At 70.7% G+C, this 19,359-nt stretch carries 20 protein-coding genes and 1 tRNA gene; 16 read left to right on the top strand and 5 right to left on the bottom strand.

What is annotated here, in order from left to right:
- Positions 1 to 58: 58 nt before the first annotated feature.
- Both Q5716_RS04570 and Q5716_RS04565 read left to right on the top strand, forming a co-directional pair.
- Positions 59 to 131 (top strand) — tRNA-Arg (locus Q5716_RS04570).
- Positions 132 to 242: 111 nt separating this feature from the next.
- Entirely contained in the window at positions 243 to 1,454 is a 1,212-nt protein-coding gene (locus Q5716_RS04565) for an HNH endonuclease signature motif containing protein (protein WP_305001907.1), read from the top strand.
- Between the two features lie 110 nt (positions 1,455 to 1,564).
- On the opposite strand, the gene Q5716_RS04560 is transcribed toward Q5716_RS04565, so the two are convergent.
- The gene (locus tag Q5716_RS04560; RefSeq protein ID WP_305001906.1) at positions 1,565 to 1,927 is read right to left on the bottom strand and encodes a hypothetical protein; all 363 of its coding nucleotides are present in this window, start codon (positions 1,925 to 1,927) and stop codon (positions 1,565 to 1,567) included.
- On the bottom strand, positions 1,920 to 2,489 hold the full coding sequence (locus Q5716_RS04555) for an HdeD family acid-resistance protein (protein WP_305001905.1): 570 nt from the start codon (positions 2,487 to 2,489) through the stop codon (positions 1,920 to 1,922). Before Q5716_RS04555 ends, Q5716_RS04560 begins: the two co-directional genes overlap by 8 nt.
- A 34-nt stretch (positions 2,490 to 2,523) precedes the next feature.
- Between Q5716_RS04555 and Q5716_RS04550 the strand changes: the two genes are divergently transcribed.
- Positions 2,524 to 4,200 carry an aminotransferase class V-fold PLP-dependent enzyme gene (locus Q5716_RS04550; protein WP_305001904.1) on the top strand — a complete coding sequence of 559 codons (1,677 nt, stop codon included), beginning with the start codon at positions 2,524 to 2,526 and terminating at the stop codon, positions 4,198 to 4,200.
- 21 nt (positions 4,201 to 4,221) lie between these two features.
- Here Q5716_RS04550 and Q5716_RS04545 read toward each other — a convergent pair whose 3' ends face one another.
- On the bottom strand, positions 4,222 to 4,848 hold the full coding sequence (locus Q5716_RS04545; RefSeq protein ID WP_305001903.1) for an SGNH/GDSL hydrolase family protein: 627 nt from the start codon (positions 4,846 to 4,848) through the stop codon (positions 4,222 to 4,224).
- 88 nt (positions 4,849 to 4,936) lie between these two features.
- On the opposite strand from Q5716_RS04545, the gene Q5716_RS04540 reads away from it, so the two are divergent.
- The gene (locus Q5716_RS04540; RefSeq protein ID WP_305001902.1) at positions 4,937 to 6,019 is read left to right on the top strand and encodes a glycerate kinase; all 1,083 of its coding nucleotides are present in this window, start codon (positions 4,937 to 4,939) and stop codon (positions 6,017 to 6,019) included.
- On the opposite strand, the gene Q5716_RS04535 is transcribed toward Q5716_RS04540, so the two are convergent.
- Positions 6,016 to 7,452 carry a helix-turn-helix transcriptional regulator gene (locus Q5716_RS04535; RefSeq protein ID WP_305001901.1) on the bottom strand — a complete coding sequence of 479 codons (1,437 nt, stop codon included), beginning with the start codon at positions 7,450 to 7,452 and terminating at the stop codon, positions 6,016 to 6,018. The genes Q5716_RS04540 and Q5716_RS04535 overlap by 4 nt on opposite strands.
- Before the next feature lie 114 nt (positions 7,453 to 7,566).
- Between Q5716_RS04535 and Q5716_RS04530 the strand changes: the two genes are divergently transcribed.
- From Q5716_RS04530 to Q5716_RS04475, 12 genes are all read left to right on the top strand, one after another.
- Positions 7,567 to 9,393, top strand: coding sequence for a phosphoenolpyruvate carboxykinase (GTP) (locus tag Q5716_RS04530; protein WP_305001900.1), 1,827 nt, complete (start codon positions 7,567 to 7,569; stop codon positions 9,391 to 9,393).
- Positions 9,394 to 9,498: 105 nt separating this feature from the next.
- Positions 9,499 to 10,032 (top strand): SigE family RNA polymerase sigma factor, encoded by a 534-nt coding sequence (locus Q5716_RS04525; RefSeq protein ID WP_305001899.1) that lies wholly within the window; start codon positions 9,499 to 9,501, stop codon positions 10,030 to 10,032.
- Positions 10,022 to 10,726, top strand: coding sequence for a hypothetical protein (locus Q5716_RS04520; RefSeq protein ID WP_305001898.1), 705 nt, complete (start codon positions 10,022 to 10,024; stop codon positions 10,724 to 10,726). The genes Q5716_RS04525 and Q5716_RS04520 overlap by 11 nt, the downstream gene beginning before the upstream one ends.
- 46 nt (positions 10,727 to 10,772) lie before the next feature.
- Positions 10,773 to 12,839, top strand: coding sequence for a TPM domain-containing protein (locus tag Q5716_RS04515; protein ID WP_305001897.1), 2,067 nt, complete (start codon positions 10,773 to 10,775; stop codon positions 12,837 to 12,839).
- 43 nt (positions 12,840 to 12,882) lie between these two features.
- The gene (locus Q5716_RS04510) at positions 12,883 to 13,617 is read left to right on the top strand and encodes a PspA/IM30 family protein (protein ID WP_305001896.1); all 735 of its coding nucleotides are present in this window, start codon (positions 12,883 to 12,885) and stop codon (positions 13,615 to 13,617) included.
- 63 nt (positions 13,618 to 13,680) lie between these two features.
- Complete coding sequence (locus Q5716_RS04505) at positions 13,681 to 14,313, top strand: NADPH-dependent F420 reductase (RefSeq protein WP_305001895.1); 633 nt, start codon at positions 13,681 to 13,683, stop codon at positions 14,311 to 14,313.
- Positions 14,314 to 14,322: 9 nt separating this feature from the next.
- Positions 14,323 to 15,138, top strand: coding sequence for an arginase family protein (locus Q5716_RS04500; RefSeq protein WP_305001894.1), 816 nt, complete (start codon positions 14,323 to 14,325; stop codon positions 15,136 to 15,138).
- A 41-nt stretch (positions 15,139 to 15,179) separates the two neighbouring features.
- The gene (locus Q5716_RS04495) at positions 15,180 to 15,974 is read left to right on the top strand and encodes a crotonase/enoyl-CoA hydratase family protein (RefSeq protein ID WP_305001893.1); all 795 of its coding nucleotides are present in this window, start codon (positions 15,180 to 15,182) and stop codon (positions 15,972 to 15,974) included.
- A gap of 4 nt (positions 15,975 to 15,978) precedes the next feature.
- Positions 15,979 to 16,332, top strand: a complete 354-nt coding sequence (locus tag Q5716_RS04490; protein WP_305001892.1) for a ribonuclease E inhibitor RraB — start codon at positions 15,979 to 15,981, stop codon at positions 16,330 to 16,332.
- The gene (locus tag Q5716_RS04485) at positions 16,329 to 17,738 is read left to right on the top strand and encodes a dihydrolipoyl dehydrogenase family protein (protein WP_305001891.1); all 1,410 of its coding nucleotides are present in this window, start codon (positions 16,329 to 16,331) and stop codon (positions 17,736 to 17,738) included. The genes Q5716_RS04490 and Q5716_RS04485 overlap by 4 nt, the downstream gene beginning before the upstream one ends.
- A 26-nt stretch (positions 17,739 to 17,764) precedes the next feature.
- Complete coding sequence (locus Q5716_RS04480; RefSeq protein ID WP_305001890.1) at positions 17,765 to 18,181, top strand: hypothetical protein; 417 nt, start codon at positions 17,765 to 17,767, stop codon at positions 18,179 to 18,181.
- Positions 18,178 to 18,990: an SDR family NAD(P)-dependent oxidoreductase gene (locus Q5716_RS04475; protein WP_305001889.1), complete on the top strand. Its 813-nt coding sequence runs from the start codon at positions 18,178 to 18,180 to the stop codon at positions 18,988 to 18,990. The genes Q5716_RS04480 and Q5716_RS04475 overlap by 4 nt, the downstream gene beginning before the upstream one ends.
- On the opposite strand, the gene Q5716_RS04470 is transcribed toward Q5716_RS04475, so the two are convergent.
- Positions 18,977 to 19,321, bottom strand: a complete 345-nt coding sequence (locus Q5716_RS04470) for a siderophore-interacting protein (protein WP_305001888.1) — start codon at positions 19,319 to 19,321, stop codon at positions 18,977 to 18,979. The two genes, Q5716_RS04475 and Q5716_RS04470, sit on opposite strands and share 14 nt — an antisense overlap.
- Between the last annotated feature and the right edge of the window lie 38 nt (positions 19,322 to 19,359).

Here is a 19,359-nt window from a genome sequence, read left to right as displayed (position 1 = left end):
CGATCCTGTCATGCGCCGCGGATGCCTCGGTCGCTGGTACTGTGGAACCGCACTCCTGGCCCCCATAGCTCAGGGGATAGAGCGTCTGCCTCCGGAGCAGAAGGCCGCAGGTTCAAATCCTGCTGGGGGCACCGCAGTTTCATTTCTCTCAGCCGCCTCGCGAGCGTGGGACTCCGTCCACCCCTCGTTGCGTGGTTTGTCGACGTGGGGCGAATGTCAGTGGTGCATGTTTGCCTTGAGTCATGAGTTCCTCGGTTGATCTGCTGGATCCGGCGTTGCCGGAGTCGCGGGTGGAGTTCGGGGTGGCTCGGGCGGAGTTTGCGGGGATGCAGGCGGCGCGGGCGGCGGCGGAGCAGTGGTCGGCGTGTGCGGATGTGTTGCGGGAGGCTCGCGCGTACCCGGAGGTGTATGCGGGGCCGGGTCCGGTGGATGGGGCGCGGGTGGAGTTCGCGGTGCGGGCTGCGGTCGCGGATCTGGCGGTGCGGTTGGGGTTGACGGAGCATGCGGTGCGGGATCAGGCCCACATTGCGGAGGTGCTGATTCGTCGGATGCCGGTGTTGTGGGCGTGGTTTCGGGAGGGCGAGATCTCGGCCGCTCACATCCGGGTTGTTGCGGATGTGATCACGGATCTGCCCGACCAGGTGCTGTCGCGCCTGGAGGGGGAGGTGCTGCAGCGTCGGGGGTTGCCGGCGCCGCGGTTGCGCTCCCAGCTGCGACTGCTGGTCGCGCGGCTGCACCCGCGCCCGCTGGCTGAGCGTCATCAGGTCGCGGCGCTGAGGCGGGCGGTGTGGATCGAACCCGAACCGGACGGGATGGCGCTACTGATCACCCGGATGCCCGAGGCCGATGCCACTCGTGCTCTGACACACCTGAACCACCTCGCCCGACAGGCCGCAACCCACCCCGACGAGACCCGCACCCTCGACCAGATCCGCGCGGACCTCCTGCGGGACCTCGTCGCAGGCGACCTCACGGCCGGCACCGGTGTCGGCGTCACCGTCGGCGTCCTCATCCCGGTCGAGACCCTCCTCGGCGTCGCCGAGCGTCCCGCGACCCTGGACGGGGTCATCCCGATCGACGCGGACACCGCCCGCCGCCTCGCCGGAACCTCCAGCAGGTGGCGGCGCATCCTCACCGACCCGATCACCGGCACGATCCTCGACTACGACCGCCGCACCTACCGACCCCCGACCGACCTGGACCGCCTCATCCGCACCACCCACCCCACCTGCGACTTCCCCGGCTGCGGACGCGCCTCCCGGACCTGCGACCTCGACCACACCACCGCCTGGCACCACGGCGGAACCACGAGCGCAGCAAACCTCCGCCCCCTCTGCCGAAGCCACCACCGCCTCAAACACCACACCCGCTGGACCACCACCGGCCACCACTGGACCAGCCCCACCGGACACACCACACCCACCGCAAACACCTCCAACCCGCCACCCATCTAGGGTTACCCGCTGGTGTGCGCGTGTGCGCGTGTGCGCGTGTGCGCGATGTCGTGCGTCCGGGCATCCCGGAGACCGGCGGCATCGCCGCGGTGGAGTACCTCGGTCGCGATCTAGCGGCGGCGCTCCGCAAGCTTCGCCCGCACGAACGGGAAGACCAGGATGACCCCGCTCACGATGGCCGTGATTCCGCCCACTTGGCGCACCACGACGAGCTCAAGCACACCGAACCCGCGGATGAACGCATACAGCGCGACGAGCACGAGGACCACTGCCAGCACGCGGGCCTGGCCTGCAGTCACTCCCGACCACAGGTAGACGGCGAGCACGAGGGCGATCGACCCCACGAACACCCCATCGGCGATCGCGGGGGTGGTAGCTCCGAAGACGAGGAAGAGGCCGACGGCGATCGCCGCCACCGAGACCGCGATCTTGGCGACGGTCGAACCGGTGCGCGGCGCGGTCCGCTCAGCCACGATCGGCTTTCGCTATCGCGCGACCGACTGTGAAGAGCAGAACGAAGTCGAGGATGCCGACCACGATGAGCGTGATGCCGAAGAAGACCGCGTAGGCGACCGCGACGCCTTCGGCGAGGAAGATCACGAGGACCCCCGCGGCCGCGATGAGCAGGCCGATCACGGTGGAGAGAACGCTCCCCCGTCCGCGCGCGGTCTCCAGGAGGGTCGCCACGCCCTCGAAGACCCACGAGATGCCCACGAGAATCACCAGGAACACCGCGGTCTCGAACGGATTGCGGATCACCACCACGCCGAGCACGAGCACGAGCGCGCCGAGGATGATATTGGCCGCCTTGCCTCCCCCGTTGAGCTCGGTGTCGGCGATGCCCTGCACGATGCGTACGCCACCGAGGACGGCGAAGTAGATGCCGAGGAGCGTGGCGAGCACAGCCACGGTCGACTGCGGCCAGACCAGCACGAGGATGCCGACGACGAGTGCGACTGCGGCCCGGATCGCCCACACGACGCGCGACTGGCGGAACAGCGAGGTGAGCGACACCGATCTCGAGCTCTGTGACATGGTGTCACAGTAGCGGCGCTGTTAGCCTGGCGCCATGGATGACCCGGCGGCGCCGATCCTCGCGCGGATCCGCGAGTCCGTCATCGGCGACGACCAGCTCATGCACGGCCCATTCGGGAGTCGCCGCGTGACCTACGCGGACTACACGGCGAGCGGCCGGGCCCTCGGATTCATCGAGGACTTCATCCGCGACGAGGTGCTTCCCCGCTACGCGAACACCCACTCCGAATCGAGTGGGACGGGCCTGCAGACGACTCGGTTGCGCGAGGACGCGCGCGCGATCATCCATCGAGCCGTGCACGGCACCGACGACACCGTCGTCATCTTCGCGGGCAGTGGCTCAACCGGTGCGATCGACAAGATCGTCGGCATCCTGGGCCTCCGGCTGCCCGCCGACCTCGACCGTCGCCACGGCTTGAGCGCGAGCATCCCGCCCGAGGAGCGACCGGTCGTGCTCATCGGCCCGTTCGAGCACCACAGCAACGAGCTGCCGTGGCGAGAGTCGATCGCCGAGGTCGTCACGATCCCCGAGGACGCCGACGGGCACGTGGACGAGGACGCGCTCCGCGCTCGGCTCGAGGAGTTCCGGGAGCGCCCCCTGATCATCGGCTCGTTCAGCGCCGCGAGCAATGTCACGGGCATCCTCACAGATACGGAGCGCATCACGGCGCTCCTCCACGAGTACGGCGCCCTGGCGTTCTGGGACTACGCTGCCGCGGGACCGTACGTGACCATCGACGCCTCGAAGGCGGACGCGGTCTTCCTCTCCCCCCACAAGTTCATCGGCGGGCCGGGGACCCCGGGGGTGCTCGTCGTCAACCGGGCGCTCCTGACCAACTCGGTGCCCGACGTCGTCGGCGGCGGGACGGTCTCCTACGTGAACCCGCTCGAGCACCGCTTCATCACCCACGCCGCGCACCGCGAGGAGGCCGGCACGCCCGCGATCATCGAATCCATCCGCGCGGGCCTCGTGTTCGCGCTCAAGGACGAGGTCGGCGTCGACACGATCCACTCCCTGGAGTCGCGGTTCCTCGCGCAGGCCCGGGCCGAGTGGGACGCGCACCCGAGCATCCAGGTGCTCGGCAGCGCGACCGCCGACCGGCTCTCGATCATGTCCTTCGTCATCAAGCGCCCTGGCGGGCTCTACCTGCACCACAACGTCGTCGTCGCCATCCTCAACGACCTCTTCGGAATCCAGGCCCGGGGCGGATGCTCGTGCGCGGGCCCCTACGGCCACCGCTTGCTCGGCATCGACATCGAGCGGTCGCACGAGTTCGAACGCGAGATCTCGGGCGGCTGCGAGGGGATCAAACCCGGCTGGGTGCGGGTGAGCTTCAACTACTTCATCAGCGACGAGGTCTTCCGCTACATCGTCGACGCCGTCTCCCTCGTCGCCGACCTCGGTCACCGGCTCGTGCCCCAGTACCGGTTCGATCCCGACACGGGGCTGTGGCGGCACCGCGACGGCGCGGTCGAGCCGCCGTTGCGGCTCGCGCACGTGCGGTACGACGCCGAGGGCAGACTCACTTACCCGAGACACGACGACACGGCTCCGGAGTCGGCTCTCGCGGGCTACCTCGCGGAGGCCCGCGACCTGCTCGGCTCGCTTCCCGAGCCGGACGGGCGGGATCGGCTCGGCGACGAGCGGCTCAGCGCCGACTTCGAGGCGCTGCGCTGGTTCGAGCTGCCCGCGGAGTCGCTCGCGCGCTGAGCGGTTCCGTACCGGACCCGATCAGTCGCGGCCTGAATCGAGGATGACCCCGCGCAGCTCGGTGCCCACGCGCATCTCCACCTGGCGGCTCGGGTGGATGCCGTCGGCGCTCACTCCTCGCACATACCCGCCGTCCGCTTCGCGGACGAACATCCACGGGTCGAACCACGTCCAGCCGTGGCGCGCGGCGAGCGCCGCGAGAGCATCGTTGAGCTTCTCCGTGCCCTCCTGGCGGAAGTCGTTCGGGGCGACCGCCGAGAGCACCACACGGTCGATGCCGGTCTCCCGGACGATCTCGGTGATGCGGTCGGCCGTGGCCGCGAGGGAGGCATCCGTCGCCCCGCCGAGGATGTCGTTGGTGCCCGCCATCACGACGAGGACGTCGGCGTCGGGCACATCGTCGACACCGGCGAGCATGTCGACCGTGGTCGCCCCGGCGACCGCCCACCCGCCCTTGAGCAGCACGCGGGCGGACCGTGCCGTACCCACCCACGAGCTGAGTCCGGGCTCGAGCGACGTCCACGCGGTGATCGAGTCGCCGACGACGGCGAACGTGATCGGCGAGGGATCCGGATGGCGGCTGGCCCGTCCCGGCGCGTCCTCTGCAGCGCTCGACGCGCTCGCGCACCCGGCGAGCAGAATCGGCACGAGGACCAGTCCGAGTGCGCGCGAAAGACGTCGAGTCGTGGTCGGGCGCGGCACAGACCGAGGATACCCGACCGCTACGCTGTCCCCCGTGCCGAACACCGTTGTCATCGCGCCCGACTCCTTCAAGGGCTCCCTCTCCGCGCGGCTGGTCGCCGACGCGATCGCGGAGGGATGGGCATCCGTCCGACCCGACGACGAGCTCGTGCTCATGCCGCAGGCGGACGGCGGCGAGGGAACCCTGGACGCGGTCGAGGCGGCGGTGCCGGGTGCGCGGCGGCGCAGCGCCGGACTCGTGACCGGCCCCGATGGGCGGCCTGTTCCCGGGGAGTGGCTCGAGCTGCCCGACGGCACGGCCGTCACGGAGCTCGCCCAGAGCAGCGGGCTGCCGCTCATGGCCTCTCCCGCGCCCCTGACGGCGACGACCCGCGGACTCGGCGAGGTGATCCGAGCCGCCCTCGACGCGGGCGCGAGGTCCGTCGTGATCGGACTGGGCGGGTCAGCGTCGACGGATGGCGGTGCCGGTGCCCTGAGCGCCCTGGGGCTGCTCCTGCTCGACGAGCAGGGCGAGCCCGTGCCGGACGGCGGAGCAGGGCTCCTCGAGGTGCTCCGGATCGATCGGGACGAGCTCGTCGCCCCGCCGGCCGGCGGTGTCGTCCTGCTCACTGATGTCACGGCTCCCCTGCTGGGCCCTTCCGGCGCGGCCGCGGTCTTCGGGCCGCAAAAGGGCGCATCCCCTGAACAGGTCGCCGAGCTCGATCGCGCTCTCGGCCACTTCTCCCGATTCCTCGGCGGCGACCCTCTCGCTCCCGGCTCCGGCGCGGCGGGCGGCGCCGGCTACGGATTCGCCGCGGCGTGGAAGGCGCGGATCGAACCGGGCGCCGACTACCTCATGACGCTCTCGGGTCTGCCCTCGGCGATCGGCGAGGCCGACCTCGTGCTGACGGGCGAGGGGCGCTTCGACGACCAGTCGCTCGGCGGCAAGCTCGTCGGCCAGCTCATCGGGCTCGCCGGGGCCGAGCGGGTGGGCGTCATCGCCGGACAGGTGACGGCGAGCGGCGGGGTGTGGTCGGCGTCGCTCACCGAGCTCGCGGGGTCGGCCGAGGCATCCCTCGCGGACACGGCGGCGTGGTTGCGCGAGGCGGGCCGTCGCGCCGCGGAGGAGCTCGGCTAGTCCGACTGCACGGAGTGCGACTGCAGGAACTCGTAGAGCTCCCGGTCGTCGACGCCGGGAAAGGTGCCCGACGGCAGCGGCGACAGGATGTGGGCGTGCAGCTTGGCGCTCGACCACGCCCGGCCGGCCCACCGGCCCGAGAGGTCGGGTGACGGGCGGCGGCAGCAGTTCTCGTCGGGGCACGTCGACCGGGTGCGGTTCTGGGTCTCCCGGCCGCGGAACCACTTGGAGTGCGCGAACGGGACGCCGATGGTGATCGAGAACTCCTCCGCGGACGTCGTTCCGGTCTGGGTGGAATCGAAGAAGGTGCCCTCGGGGGTGTCGGTGTACTGGTAGAACTCGGTCGTCCGGTTGGTGCGGGTGAACGCGGTGCGCGCGCTCCAGTGCCGGCACACGAACTGCCCCTCGGTCGAACCGGTCACGTCGACGGGGAGCCGGAGCCCGTCATTCTCGTAGGCCTTCGCGACGGCACCGTCGTCGCTCACCCGGAGGAAGTGGACCTCGAGGTCGAGGTGGGCTGTCGCGAGGTTCGTGAAGCGCAGGGCCGCCGCCTCGTGAGTGACGCCGAACGCGTCGCGGAAGTCCTCGACGGCGATGTTGCGGTCGGCCTTCGCCTGCTGCAGGAACTCCACCGACTGGCGCCTTGGCATGAGCACGGCCGCAGCGAAGTAGTTGATCTCGAGGCGCTGCCGGAGGAAGTCGGCGTAGGTGGCGGGATGCTCGTGCCCGAGGACTCGGTGGCCGAGCGCCTGCAGCGCCATGCCGCGCAACCCGTGCCCGCCCGGGATGGACGCGGGCGGCAGGTACACCCGGCCGTTCTCGAGGTCGATCACGGACCGGGCCGAGTGCGGCAAGTCGCCGACGTGGACGAGCTCGAACCCGAGCTTCTCGGCGATGAGGCTCACCTCGCGGTGGGTGAGAGCGCCTGCGGTGTGGCCGATGTCCGACAGGATCTTCTCGGCGATGTCATCGATCTCGGGCAAGTAGTTGTCGAGCGTGCGCATGTGAAGTCGGAGCTCGGTGTTCGCGCGTCGCGCCTCCTCCGGGGTCGCGATCGCCTCTCGCGCCCGCCGGGCGAGCTCGTGGTGCATCCCGACGATGGCCTCGAGCGTCTCGTCGGTGAGTGCTTTCGAGGCACGGATGCTCGGCAGACCGAGCGAGGCGTAGAGGCTCGACCGCTGGGCGCGCTCCAGTTCGATCTCGAGAGCCGCCCGTTTCGTCGGCGGAGCCGTATCGAGCAGGTCGGCGAGCTGGACCCCCGTGGCCTCGGCGATGGAGGTGAGGAGGGTGAGCCGCGGCTCGCGACGTCCGTTCTCCATGAGCGAGAGCTGGCTCCCCGCGATACCGACCCGTTCTCCGAGCTGGTCGAGGGTGAGCCCAGCGCGAGTGCGGAAGTGCCGGATGCGCTGACCGAGGGTCGCAAGATCGTTCACGTCGCCACCATATCGAAAGTTCCCGGAATCTTTCCAGTCGATTTCTCGACAGAAGTCCGTTCGTGCCTACCAGAGTGGAAACACACCACATTCTTGCCAGCGGAAAGGACACCCATGAGCATCGCCGCAGTGACGCGCTCGTTCTCCCCCGCCCCTGACGGCACCGACGCCGCCGTCGCGCAGTGGGTGGACGACATCGCAGCCCTGACCCTCCCCGACCGCGTCGTCTGGTGCGACGGATCCAAGGCTGAGTGGGATGCCCTCGCCAAGGCCATGGTCGAGGCGGGCACCCTCATCAAGCTCAACGCCGAGCACCGCCCCTACAGCTTCCTCGCGCGCAGCGACCCGAGCGACGTGGCTCGCATCGAGGAGCGCACCTTCATCTGCTCGGTCGATCCCTCCGACGCCGGGCCGACCAACAACTGGGCCGACCCCGTCGAGATGCGCTCGACGCTCGAGGGGCTGTTCGACGGAAGCATGCGCGGGCGCACCCTCTACGTCGTGCCGTTCTCGATGGGACCGATCGGGTCCCCGCTCTCACGCCTCGGCGTGCAGGTCACGGACTCCCCGTACGTCGTCGCGAGCATGGGAATCATGACGCGCATGGGGTCGGAGGCGCTGCAGCAGATCGGCCCGTCGACGCCGTGGGTGCGCGCCATCCACTCCGTCGGCGCCCCGCTCGCACTCGGGCAGGCCGATGTTCCGTGGCCCTGCAACGACACCAAGTACATCTCGCACTTCCCCGAGTCGCGCGAGATCTGGTCGTTCGGCTCGGCCTACGGCGGCAACGCGATCCTCGCGAAGAAGGCCTTCGCCCTCCGTATCGCGTCGGTCATGGCCCGCGACGAGGGCTGGCTGGCCGAGCACATGCTCCTCATCAAGGTCACCAACCCGCGCGGTCGCGTCTTCCACGTCGCGGCGGCGTTCCCGAGCGCGTGCGGCAAGACCAACCTCGCGATGCTCTCCCCGAGCATCCCGGGCTGGACCGTCGAGACGGTCGGCGACGACATCGCCTGGCTCGGCCGCGGCGCCGACGGGCGGCTGCGCGCCATCAACCCCGAGGCGGGCTTCTTCGGAGTCGCGCCGGGCACCGGCTACTCGACGAACCAGACCGCGATGGACACCCTGTGGGGCAACACCATCTTCACGAACGTCGCCCTCCGCGAGGACGGCGACGTCTGGTGGGAGGGCATGAGCGACACACCGCCGGCCCGCCTCATCGACTGGGAGGGCAAGGAGTGGACGCCAGCATCCGGTCGCCCCGCCGCCCACCCGAACTCACGGTTCACTGTGGCCGCCCGTCAGTGCCCGAGCATCTCGGACGACTGGGAGGATCCGCAGGGCGTCGTCATCGACGCGATCATCTTCGGCGGTCGCCGCGCGACCAACGTGCCGCTAGTGGTGGAGGCACGGGATTGGGAGCACGGCGTTTACCTGGGCGCCACGATCTCGTCCGAGCGGACGGCGGCCGCCGAAGGCACTCTCGGAGAACTGCGCCGCGACCCGTTCGCCATGGCGCCGTTCTGCGGTTACAACATGGCCGACCACTGGGCCCACTGGCTCGCCGTGGGCCAGGAGCTGCGCCGGTCCGGGTCGGTGCCGCGAATCTTCCAGGTCAACTGGTTCCGCAAGGGCGCCGACGGCCGCTTCCTGTGGCCGGGTTTCGCGGAGAACTCCCGCGTACTCGAGTGGATTCTCGAGCGGGTCGACGGCCAGGTCGCCGCGACGGAGAGCCCGCTCGGGCTGGTCCCGGCCCCCGGCGACCTCAACACCGAGGGCCTCGATGTCAGCGAAGCCGACCTTGCTGAGTTGTTCGCCGTCGACGCCGACAGCTGGCGCGCGGAAGCGGATGACACGGCGGCGTTCTTCGACTCGTTCGAGGGGCGCGTGCCGGAGGCCGTCTCCCGGCAGCTCGAGGTGCTCCGCGCCAAGCTGGGGTAGAAGCCAGACGCGGGCCATCCCAACCTTTCCGCCCTGTCGGTCGTCTCAGTAGGTGTGAGCACGATTACGGTTGAGTCGCTGAGCCGACCGACAAGGAGAGCACTCGTGGAGAGCGCCCCCAGTCCCGCCCCGCGGTGGGAGGACATCGTGACGCGACTCGTCGCGGAGCGCGGCGAGGCGCTCACGCGCTACGCGTACCTCATCTCGGGAAGCCGCGACGACGCCGCCGACCTCGTGCAGGACGCCCTCGTCAAGACGTTCGGCCGACTGCGCAACGGTCACTCGATCGCGAGCGCGGAGGCGTACGTGCGCCGCGCCATCCTGAACACCCACCTCGATTCGGGGCGGCGCTCGTCCCGCTGGCGCAAGATCGCGCACCTCACGGCCGCACCCGAGGTGGACGAGCCCCGCGACGCGGAGACCCACGCCCGACTGGACCTCATGGCCGAGCTCCAGCGACTGACCCCGCGCGAGCGCGCGTGCATCGTGCTGCGCTACTACGAGGACCTCAAGGTCGACGACATCGCCGAGACGCTCGAGATCAGCGCGGGAGCCGTCAAGCGCTACCTGAGCGACGCGCTCGGCAAGCTCGCCATCGAGCTCGAGGATGACGAGACGGGAGGGCCCCGTGGCCACTGAGGACGACCTGCGACGGATGCTCGGGGCCGTCCCGGCCCCCCGCCCGATCGACACCGAGGCGGTCATCCGCGCCTCCCGACGCCGTCGACTGCCGGCGCAGCTCGGAGCGGGGGCGGTGGGGGTGCTCGCGATAGCGGGGATCGGCGTGCTCGCGGTGCCCACCATCGTGAGCGCTCCGCAGTCGACCACGATGTCGGACTCGGCGCCCGCGATGGAGGGCGGTTCGGCCGCCGACTCCGAGCTGCAGCAGTCGCTCAAGCGCGACCCCTACGCCTACCTCACGTGCGGCGCCCCGGTGCCCGACGCGACCGGCAGCATGTACGGGCTGGAGGCGAGAGTCGAGGGCTCCGTCCTCACCGTCACGAACGCCTCGGGAGACCGGGTGACCGGCACCTTCGGCGTCCCGTCGGTCACGGTCGTGCAGGGCGGCGTCACGGTGTCGCACAGCGGACGCGCGGTCATCCTCATCGCGAACGTGCTCGATCTCGCCCCCGGGGAGTCGCTCCAGCAGCCGATCACGGTGCCGACGACGGCGTGCGAGCCGGGCCTCGAGGAGCCGGGTACGACGCCGCTGCCAGCCGGTGACTACGACGTGCTCGTCTCCCTCGACTTCGTGCCCGACGTGCTTGACCCCGACCTGCCGGCTCTCACCGATCTCGTCGTCTCACCCCCGGTTCCCCTCCGGATCGACTGACCCGCCGCCTAGACTTCTGGGGCGTCCACGTCTTGGAGGAGTTCCCATGAGGTCACGACTGAGCGCCGCCGCGGCCCTTCTCGCCGGCAGCATTTTCGCCCTGTCCGCTCCGCTCGCCGCGAGCGCCGAGGACCCCGTCGACCTGAACGGCGCCTACGTGCTCGACACCGTCGGGGCCGTGTCGGGCGACGAGTCGCGGGTGATGGATGCCCTGGACTCGCTGTACGAGCGGGCGGGCATCCAGCTGTTCGTCGTGTACGTCGACTCGTTCACCGGCGCGACCGACGCCGTCGACTGGGCGGATACGACCGCGATCGACAACGGGCTGGGCGCGAACGACCTCCTCCTTGCTGTCGCCGTCGAGGACCGGCAGTACGCGCTCTCGGTCGACTCGGCGTTCCCCTTGAGCGACGCCCAGCTCGATGACGCCGAGAGCGCGATCGAGTCGGAGCTGCGCGACGATGCGTGGGCGGATGCGGCGATCGCGGGCGCCCAGTCGCTCGAGGCGTCGGCCACGGGGGTCGTGGGACCGGGCCCCGACACCGACCCGCAGCCCACGGATCCGGCGACGTCCACCCGCGAGTTCCCCTGGCTGCCGGTGCTCGGTGGCGCCGTGGTGATCGGCGGCGGGGTGTTCATCTACTCGCGCATCCGCCGCCGGAACAGCGCCGGAGAGACGACGGCCGCCCCCGACCGGATGACCCAGAAGGAGCTCGACACCCGGGCGGGGAGCCTCCTGGTGCAGCTCGACGACTCGCTCAAGACGAGCGAGCAGGAGCTCGGGTTCGCCGTCGCCCAGTTCGGAGACGATGCCACGAAGGACTTCACCGCCGTTCTCGCCGGCGCGAAGGCCAAGGTCGCGGAGGCCTTCGCGCTCAAGCAGAAGCTCGACGACGCGCAGCCCGAGACGGACGCAGAGAAGCGGGAGCTGACGACCCGCATCATCCAGCTGTGCGAGGCGGCGGACGCGGAGCTCGACAGCCAGGCAGACGCGTTCGACGATCTGCGCGAGCTCGAGAAGAACGCTCCGCAGGCGCTGGAGGCGACGGTCGCGGCCGGTGCTGCCACGCGGGCACGGGTCGACGCGGTGCGATCGTCCATCGCCGCGCTCTCGTCGACCTACGCCGCCGCCGTCGTCGGCCCGGTGGCGCACAATGTGGACCAGGCCTCGAAGCTGCTCGAGTTCGCCGACTCCGCTGTCGCGGCTGCGCGGAAGGCGATTTCCTCCGGTGCGGCGAGCGAGGCCGCCGTCGCGGTGCGGTCGGCTCAATCCTCGGTCGGGCAGGCGAATCAGCTGTTCGACGCGGTCGACGCACTGTCACGCGAGCTCGGCGATGCCACCGCGAAGCTCGACGCCGTCATCGCCGACACCACGCAGGACATCGCCGACGCGCGCGCGCTGCCGCAGGATGCCTCGAGCGCGACGCTGGGGCCGGCGATCGCCGACGCCGAGCGCGCCCTCGCCGCCGCCATGGATGCCCGCTCGGACCCCGCCGCCGCAATCGTGAAGCTCTCGGAGGCGAACTCCGCCCTCGAGACGGTGTTCACGGCCACTCGCGACGCCCAGCACCGGGTCGCCCAGGCGCGGACGAAGCTCGACGCCGCGATCAGCTCGGCGCGAGCCCAGATCCAGAGTGCGGCCGAGTTCATCTCGACCCGCCGCGGCGGCGTGGGCGAGCCCGCCCGAACCCGCGTGGCCGAGGCGGACCGACGGCTTCAGCAGGCGATCGCCCTCGCGGCGTCCGACCCGGTCGCCGCGCTCACCGAGGCGGAGCAGGCGGGTCGGCTCGGGGCGACCGCGTTCGACCTCGCCCAGAACGACGTCTCGCGCTACTCGCGGCAGCAGCAGTACGGCGGCCCCGCCTGGAGCGATGGCTCCGACGGCGCGGATCTGGGCGGCCTGCTCGGCGGATTCCTCGACGGCGTGTTCAGCGGGGGCGGCGGCGGCTGGTCATCCGGCGGCGGCTCTCGCAGCGGGAGCAGCTGGTCGAGCTCGCGGTCGGGCGGAAGCAGCCGCAGCTCGCGCAGCAGTCGCTCCGGCTCGTTCGGGGGCAGCTCGCGCAGCTCCAGCCGCGGCAGTGGTGGCCGCCGCAGCCGCGGCGGTAGGTTCTAAACACGGGCTCATCCCACCGGTCCCCTCACGAAAGGCACGCTCGATGGCGAAGCAATCCATCCTCGGACGCATCACCCAGCTCCTGAAGGCGAACATCAACGCCCTCCTGGACCAGGCCGAGGACCCCCAGGTACTCCTCGACCAGCTCGTGCGCGACTACACGAACTCCATCGCCGAGGCCGAGAGCGCGGTCGCCCAGACGATCGGGAACCTGCGGCTCATGGAGCAGGACCACGCCGAGGATGTCACGGCCGCCCAGGACTGGGGCCGCAAGGCCCTCGCCGCGAGCTCAAAGGCCGACGAACTGCGGTCCGCCGGCAACACCGTGGACGCCGACAAGTTCGACAACCTGGCGAAGGTGGCGCTCGGCAAGCAGGTGTCCTCCGAGAACGAGGCGAAAGCCGTCGAGCCGACGATCGCATCGCAGACGGCGGTCGTCGAGCAGCTCAAGAAGGGCCTCGAGGGCATGCGCGCGAAGCTCAACGAGCTGACCTCCAAGCGCGACGAGCTCGTCGCTCGCGCGAAGACTGCGGAGGCGCAGAAGCAGGTGCACGAGGCGATCGGCTCGATCGACATCCTCGACCCCACGAGCGAGATCAGCCGCTTCGAGGAGAAGATCCGGCGCGAGGAGGCCAAGGTACTGGGCCAGCAGGAGCTCGCCGCCTCGACCCTCGATGCCCAGTTCGAGAGCCTCGAGGACCTCGACAAGCAGACCGAGATCGAGGCCCGGCTCGCCGCGCTCAAGGCGGGCGGATCCCCGCAGGCGATCGAGCAGTAGTCCGCGACGCATTAACGACGGCCCCGGGGAATCCTCCGGGGCCGTCGTCGTGTTGAGGACACCATGACAACCATCGGATTCATCGGGGCAGGCAACATCGGGTCGAGTGTCGCGCGGGCGGCCATCCAGCACGGCTACGACGTCGTGCTGAGCAACTCGCGCGGCCCGGAGACGCTCGAGGCCCTCGTCGCCGACCTCGGACCGCACGCCCGGGCCGCCACGCCCGCGGAAGCGGCGGAAGCGGGAGACCTCGTCGTGGTCACCATCCCGCTCGGCCGCTACCGCGAGGTGCCCGTCGAACCCCTCGCCGGCAAGACCGTCCTCGACACGAACAACTACTACCCGCAGCGCGACGGTCACATTGCCGAACTCGACGAGAAGACGGCGACGTCGAGCAGGCTCCTGCAGCACCACCTGCCGACCAGCCACGTGGTGAAGGCCTTCAACCACATCGGGGCGGCGGAGATCCTGTCAACGGGCTCCCCCGCGGGCACACCGAACCGCCGTGCCCTCGCACTCGCGGGTGACGACGCGGACTCCGTCGCTCGGGTGACGGCGCTCTACGACGAGCTCGGCTTCGACGCCGTGCCGCTGAGCCTGGACGAGAGCTGGCGCGTCGAGACGAACAAGCCCGCCTACGGCATCCGTCAGAACCGCGACGAACTCGTCGCCAACCTCGCCCGGGCGACGCGCTAGGGTTCAGCTATGGCGGTCACGTTCGTCGTCGCGCCCGAGTGGCAGGGTTCCGGGTCGCCTCGCGCCATGCGGCTCGTCGACGGCGCCGAAGCGATCCGCGGCGATCTGCCGTCGGCGGCGACCCGGGTCGTCGACATCCCTCTCGAAGCGGGCGACGCGCAAGGCACGGGGGTCCACCGGCTCAGCTCGATCGCCGTCGTGCGCGATCGCGTGGCCGAGACCCTCGCGGGTGTGACCGGCCCGGCGATCACCATCGGCGGCGACTGCGGCGTCGAGCTCGGAGCGATCGAGCACGCGTCTGCACCGGGCGTCGCTGTGGTGTGGTTCGACGCGCACCCGGACCTCAACAGCCCCGAGTCGAGCCCCTCGGGCGCATTCGGCGGGATGGTCCTGCGCACCCTGCTCGGCGACGGACCGTCCGCGCTCGTCCCGGCCGTTCCGCTCGACCCGACGCGGGTAGTCATCGCGGGGGCGCGCGCCATCGACGACGGCGAGGAGGAGTACCTCGCGGCAACGGGCATCCCGATGCTCTCCCCCGACGACGTCTCGGCCGAGTCGATCGTCGCCGCCGTGGAGGCGACCGGGGCGACCGCCGTCTACATCCACGTCGATCTCGACGTGCTCGATCCGGCGGAGATCGAGGGTCTCGCCGCTCCGCTTCCCTTCGGCCTCGGCGCCGCGCAGCTCGTCGAGGCGGTTCGAGCCCTTCGCGAGAGGTTCGAGTTCGCCGGGGCGGGCATCACCGCCTTCGCACCCGCGAGCATGGCGGCAGCCGTGGACGACATGCCGACCATCCTCAGGCTCATCGGGGCCCTCGCCCGCTGATCGGCCTCCCCCGCGTCCCCGGGCCGTCGTAGTCTGGGGGCATGACGACGACCGGCGAGGGGGCCCGCATCACCGTCGAGCGCGACGGCGCGGTGCTGCTCATGGGCTGGAATCGACCCGACAAGCGCAACGCCGCCGACTTCTCGCTTCTCCAGGCGCTCTGCGCGGCGTACGGCGAACTCGAGCGCGACCCCGGGCTGCGCGTCGGATTCGTCTTCGCGCACGGCGATCACTTCACCGGCGGGCTCGACCTCGCCGACGTCTCGCCGCGCATCGGCCCGGACGGGCTCTCGATCGTGCCGGAGGGCGGGCTGGATCCGTGGCGCGTGTCGGGCCCCGGAACGAGCAAGCCCATCGTCGTCGCGGTGCAGGGCACGTGCCTCACGCTCGGGATCGAGCTCATGCTCGCCTCCGACATCGTCGTCGCCGCCGAGTCGACGACCTTCGGCCAGATCGAGGTCGCCCGCGGCATCCTTCCGTTCGGGGGCGCGACGGTGCGGCTGCCGCGCGCGATCGGGTGGGGCAACGCCATGCGCTGGATGCTCACTGCCGACACCTTCGACGCCGCTGAGGCGCTGCGGCTCGGCCTCGTGCAAGAGGTCGTGCCGCACGGCGAGCAGTTCGCGCGCGGGCTGGAGCTCGCGCACCGCGTGGCCGCCCAGGCGCCCCTCGCCGTCCAGGCCACCCTCGCGAGCGCTCGAGCCGCGGTCGACGACCCGATCGCGGCCGCCGCGGCTCTCCAACCGGAGCTCGTGCGCCTCGCCGCGACCGAGGATGTGCGCATCGGAATGCAGGCGTTCCTCTCCCGCCAGCCGGCAGAGTTCATCGGAAAGTAGAGCAATGAAGACCAAGGGGCTGACGCGCGAGGAGCTGCACTCGATGTGCACGGAGCAGCTCGCGCAACGGGTGAAGCTGGGCGATGTGCTGAGCACGCCGCGAGTGGTCGATCACACGGCGACCTTCCGCAAGCGCGCGGACGTGGCGGCGGCCGCCGCCCAGCTGCGCGACAGCGGCTACACCGTCCGGGTGTCGCGGCGCGGGTTCGGCACCTACCTCCTGGAGGCGACCACTACGACGGATGTGGAATGGGAGACGGTGGATGAGTTCGTGGAGCAGGTCTACCAAGTGGTCGCGGCGCACCGCGGCGTCTACGACGGGTGGGGCGGCAGCGTCGTGCTGAGGAGCGAGAAGTGAGCGACGAGTACGACGTCGTCATCCTCGGCGCCGGTGCCGTCGCGGAGAACGTCGCGGACCGCGCCGTTCAGGGCGGCTTGACCGCCGTCCTCATCGAGAGCGAGCTCGTCGGCGGCGAGTGCTCGTACTGGGCCTGTATGCCGTCGAAGGCGCTCATCCGTAGCGGGGCGGCACTGCGGGCAGCCGAAAGGGTCCCGGGAGCAGCCGAAGCCGTGTCGGGCGGTGTCGACGTCGCGGCCGTGCTCGCGCGACGCACGCGAATCGTCCACGACTGGGATGACTCGGGCCAGGTCGAGTGGGTCCACGGCGCCGGCATCGACCTCGTCCGCGGTCACGCCCGGCTCTCGGGCGTCAAGAGCGTGACCGTCACGACGTCGGACGGCTCGGAGCGCTCGCTCACAGCCCGGCACGCTGTCGTGATCTCGACGGGATCCGACCCGCTGCTGCCGGACATCCCGGGCCTCCTGGAGGCGGCTCCGTGGACTCCCCGGGAGGCGACGAGCGCCCGAGTTCCACCGAAGCGACTCGCGATCATCGGCGGCGGCGTCGTCGCGGTGGAGATGGCGACCGCCTACTCGAGCTTCGGCACCGAGGTCACCGTCTTCGCCCGTAGCGGGCTGCTGCCCGGGCAGGAGGACTTCGCCCGCGAAGCCGTCACGGCGGCGCTGCGCGACTCCGGCGTCGACATCCGGCGCGCGGCTCCCACTCGAGTCGAACGGTCCGGCGGCGAGGTCACGGTGCACTCCGACGGCGAGGCCGTCGTCGCCGACGAGCTGCTCGTGGCGACTGGCCGCGTGCCCCGCACGAGCGATATCGGCGCGGAGACCGTCGGCCTCACCCCGGGCGGGTGGATCGACGTGGATGACACCATGCTCGTGCGCGGCTTCGACTGGCTGTACGCCACCGGTGACGTCAACCACCGCGCCCTCCTGACCCACCAGGGCAAGTACCAGGCGCGCGCGGCGGGCGACGTGATCGCTGCGCGCGCGAAGGGTCGGACCGTGGATGACTCCCCGTGGGGTGCCCACGTCGCGACGGCAGACCACCGCGCGGTACCCCAGGTGACGTTCAGCGAGCCGACCGTGGCATCCGTCGGCCTGACCTCGGACGAGGCGCGGAAGGCGGGCTTCGACATCCGCGTGGTGGACTACGACCTCGGCTGGGTCGCCGGCGCGAGCCTCCAGGCCGACGACTACGAGGGACACGCGCGGATGGTCGTCGACGAGGAGCGCAAAGTCGTACTCGGCGTGACCTTCGTCGGGCAGGATGTCGCGGAGATGCTGCAGGCGGCGACGATCGCGGTCGTCGGCGAGGTGCCGCTGGACCGGCTCTGGCACGCCGTTCCCGCATACCCGACGATGAACGAGGTCTGGCTGCGCCTCCTCGAGGCCTACGGCCGACCGTAGTCCTCGCCAGCCGGTAGTCTGCACCCATGACCGAGATCCGACGGGGGCGCGGGTCGTTCCTGGATCGGCTCACGCGCGTGCGCTGGTTGCGCGCCGTTCTCCTGCACCCGATCGTTGCGCGGCCGGGCTACTGGTTCGCCACCGCGTGCGGTTTCGTGTGGGGCGGCGTGCTGAGCCGCTTCCGCATCCGCCGCGAGGGCGGGGTGTGGGTCGCACCGGGGATGCCCTCCTGGGCGTTCGGGCGGGGCGGCACGACGATCGGTGCCGTCTACCTGACCTCGACCAACGTGCGCCCCTCGGTTCTCGAGCACGAGGCCGTGCATCGCGCGCAATGGAAGCGCTACGGGTTGGCCTTCATCCCCCTGTACGTGCTGGCCGGGCAGGATGCCCGCCGCAACCGCTTCGAGATCGAGGCAGGACTGAAGAAAGGCGGGTACGAGTGACCCCGGTCGCCGTCATCACGGGAGCCAGCTCGGGCATCGGCGCCAACGCCGCCGCGCGAATCGCGGACGCGGGCTTCGAGGTCGCGGTCGTCGGCCGCAACCCGGAGCGCACGAAGGCGGTCGCCTCGAGCGTGGGCGGCACGGCGTTCCTCGCGGACTACGACAGCCTCGACGAGGTGCGGGGGCTCGCGGCATCCCTGGCCGACACGTACGAGCGCATCGACGTGCTCGCCAATAACGCGGGCGGGCTGCTGCACCACCGCGGGCTCTCGAAGGACGGCTTCGAGCGCACCATCCAGCACAACCACCTCGCGCCGTTCCTGCTCACGAACCTGTTGCTGCCGCGGTTGACGGGTGGCCGCGTGATCGGCACCGCGAGCATCGCCAATACGTTCGGCTCGTTCCGACTCGACGACCTGCAGTGGCAGAAGCGCCCCTGGCTCGGCGGGTGGCGGGCGTACGGCACGAGCAAGATCGCGACGATCCTGTTCGCCGAAGAGCTCGCGCGGCGCGCGCCCGTCGAGTCGTACTCGTTCCACCCGGGCTATGTCGCCACGAGCTTCGGCGCGGAATCGGCGCTCGTCAAGCTCGGCAACCGGGTGACGAACGGCCGGATCGCGATCACGGCGGAGGAGGGCGCGACGCCCCTCGTGACGCTCGCGACCGTCGACACGGTCGGTGCGGCGAACGGCACCTACTTCGACGGGCTGAAGCCGAACGGGCGCGTCAACCGGGTCATCCGCAGGCCGGGGGTCGCGGCAGCGCTGTGGGAGGAGTCGGCGCGGCTCGTGGGCCTCAGTTCGAGCTGAGCAGTCGCGCGGGCCCGTCGGCGGCGATCCACGCGTACACGGTGGACTCACCGAACGCCGAGACGGGCAGCATCTCGCTCAACCACGCGTCGACGCTGCGGCGCAGGCTCTGGCCGCGGTCGCGCACGAGCCACGTCACGGTGACACGACCCGGCGCGACGATCGGCTGGATGTCCGCCGCCGACGCCACCTCGACGAACACCTGGCCGCGCGTCTTCGGCTCGAGGCCGGCGACGATCTCTCGGATGGACTCGAGTGCCGACTCATCGCCCGCGAGGAGGATGCGGTCCGCGGTCTGCGGGTGCCAGCGGGCGGCGAGAGCGGTCGTCATGATGACTCCAGTATAGGCATGCCTTACCTAAGCCATTG

Origin of the sequence: Antiquaquibacter soli (assembly GCF_030580675.1) — a bacterium.
GTDB classification, from domain to species: Bacteria; Actinomycetota; Actinomycetes; order Actinomycetales; family Microbacteriaceae; genus Rhodoglobus; species Rhodoglobus soli.
Note: the sequence above shows the minus strand (reverse complement) of the source record. Positions and strands in the feature narration are given on the sequence as shown.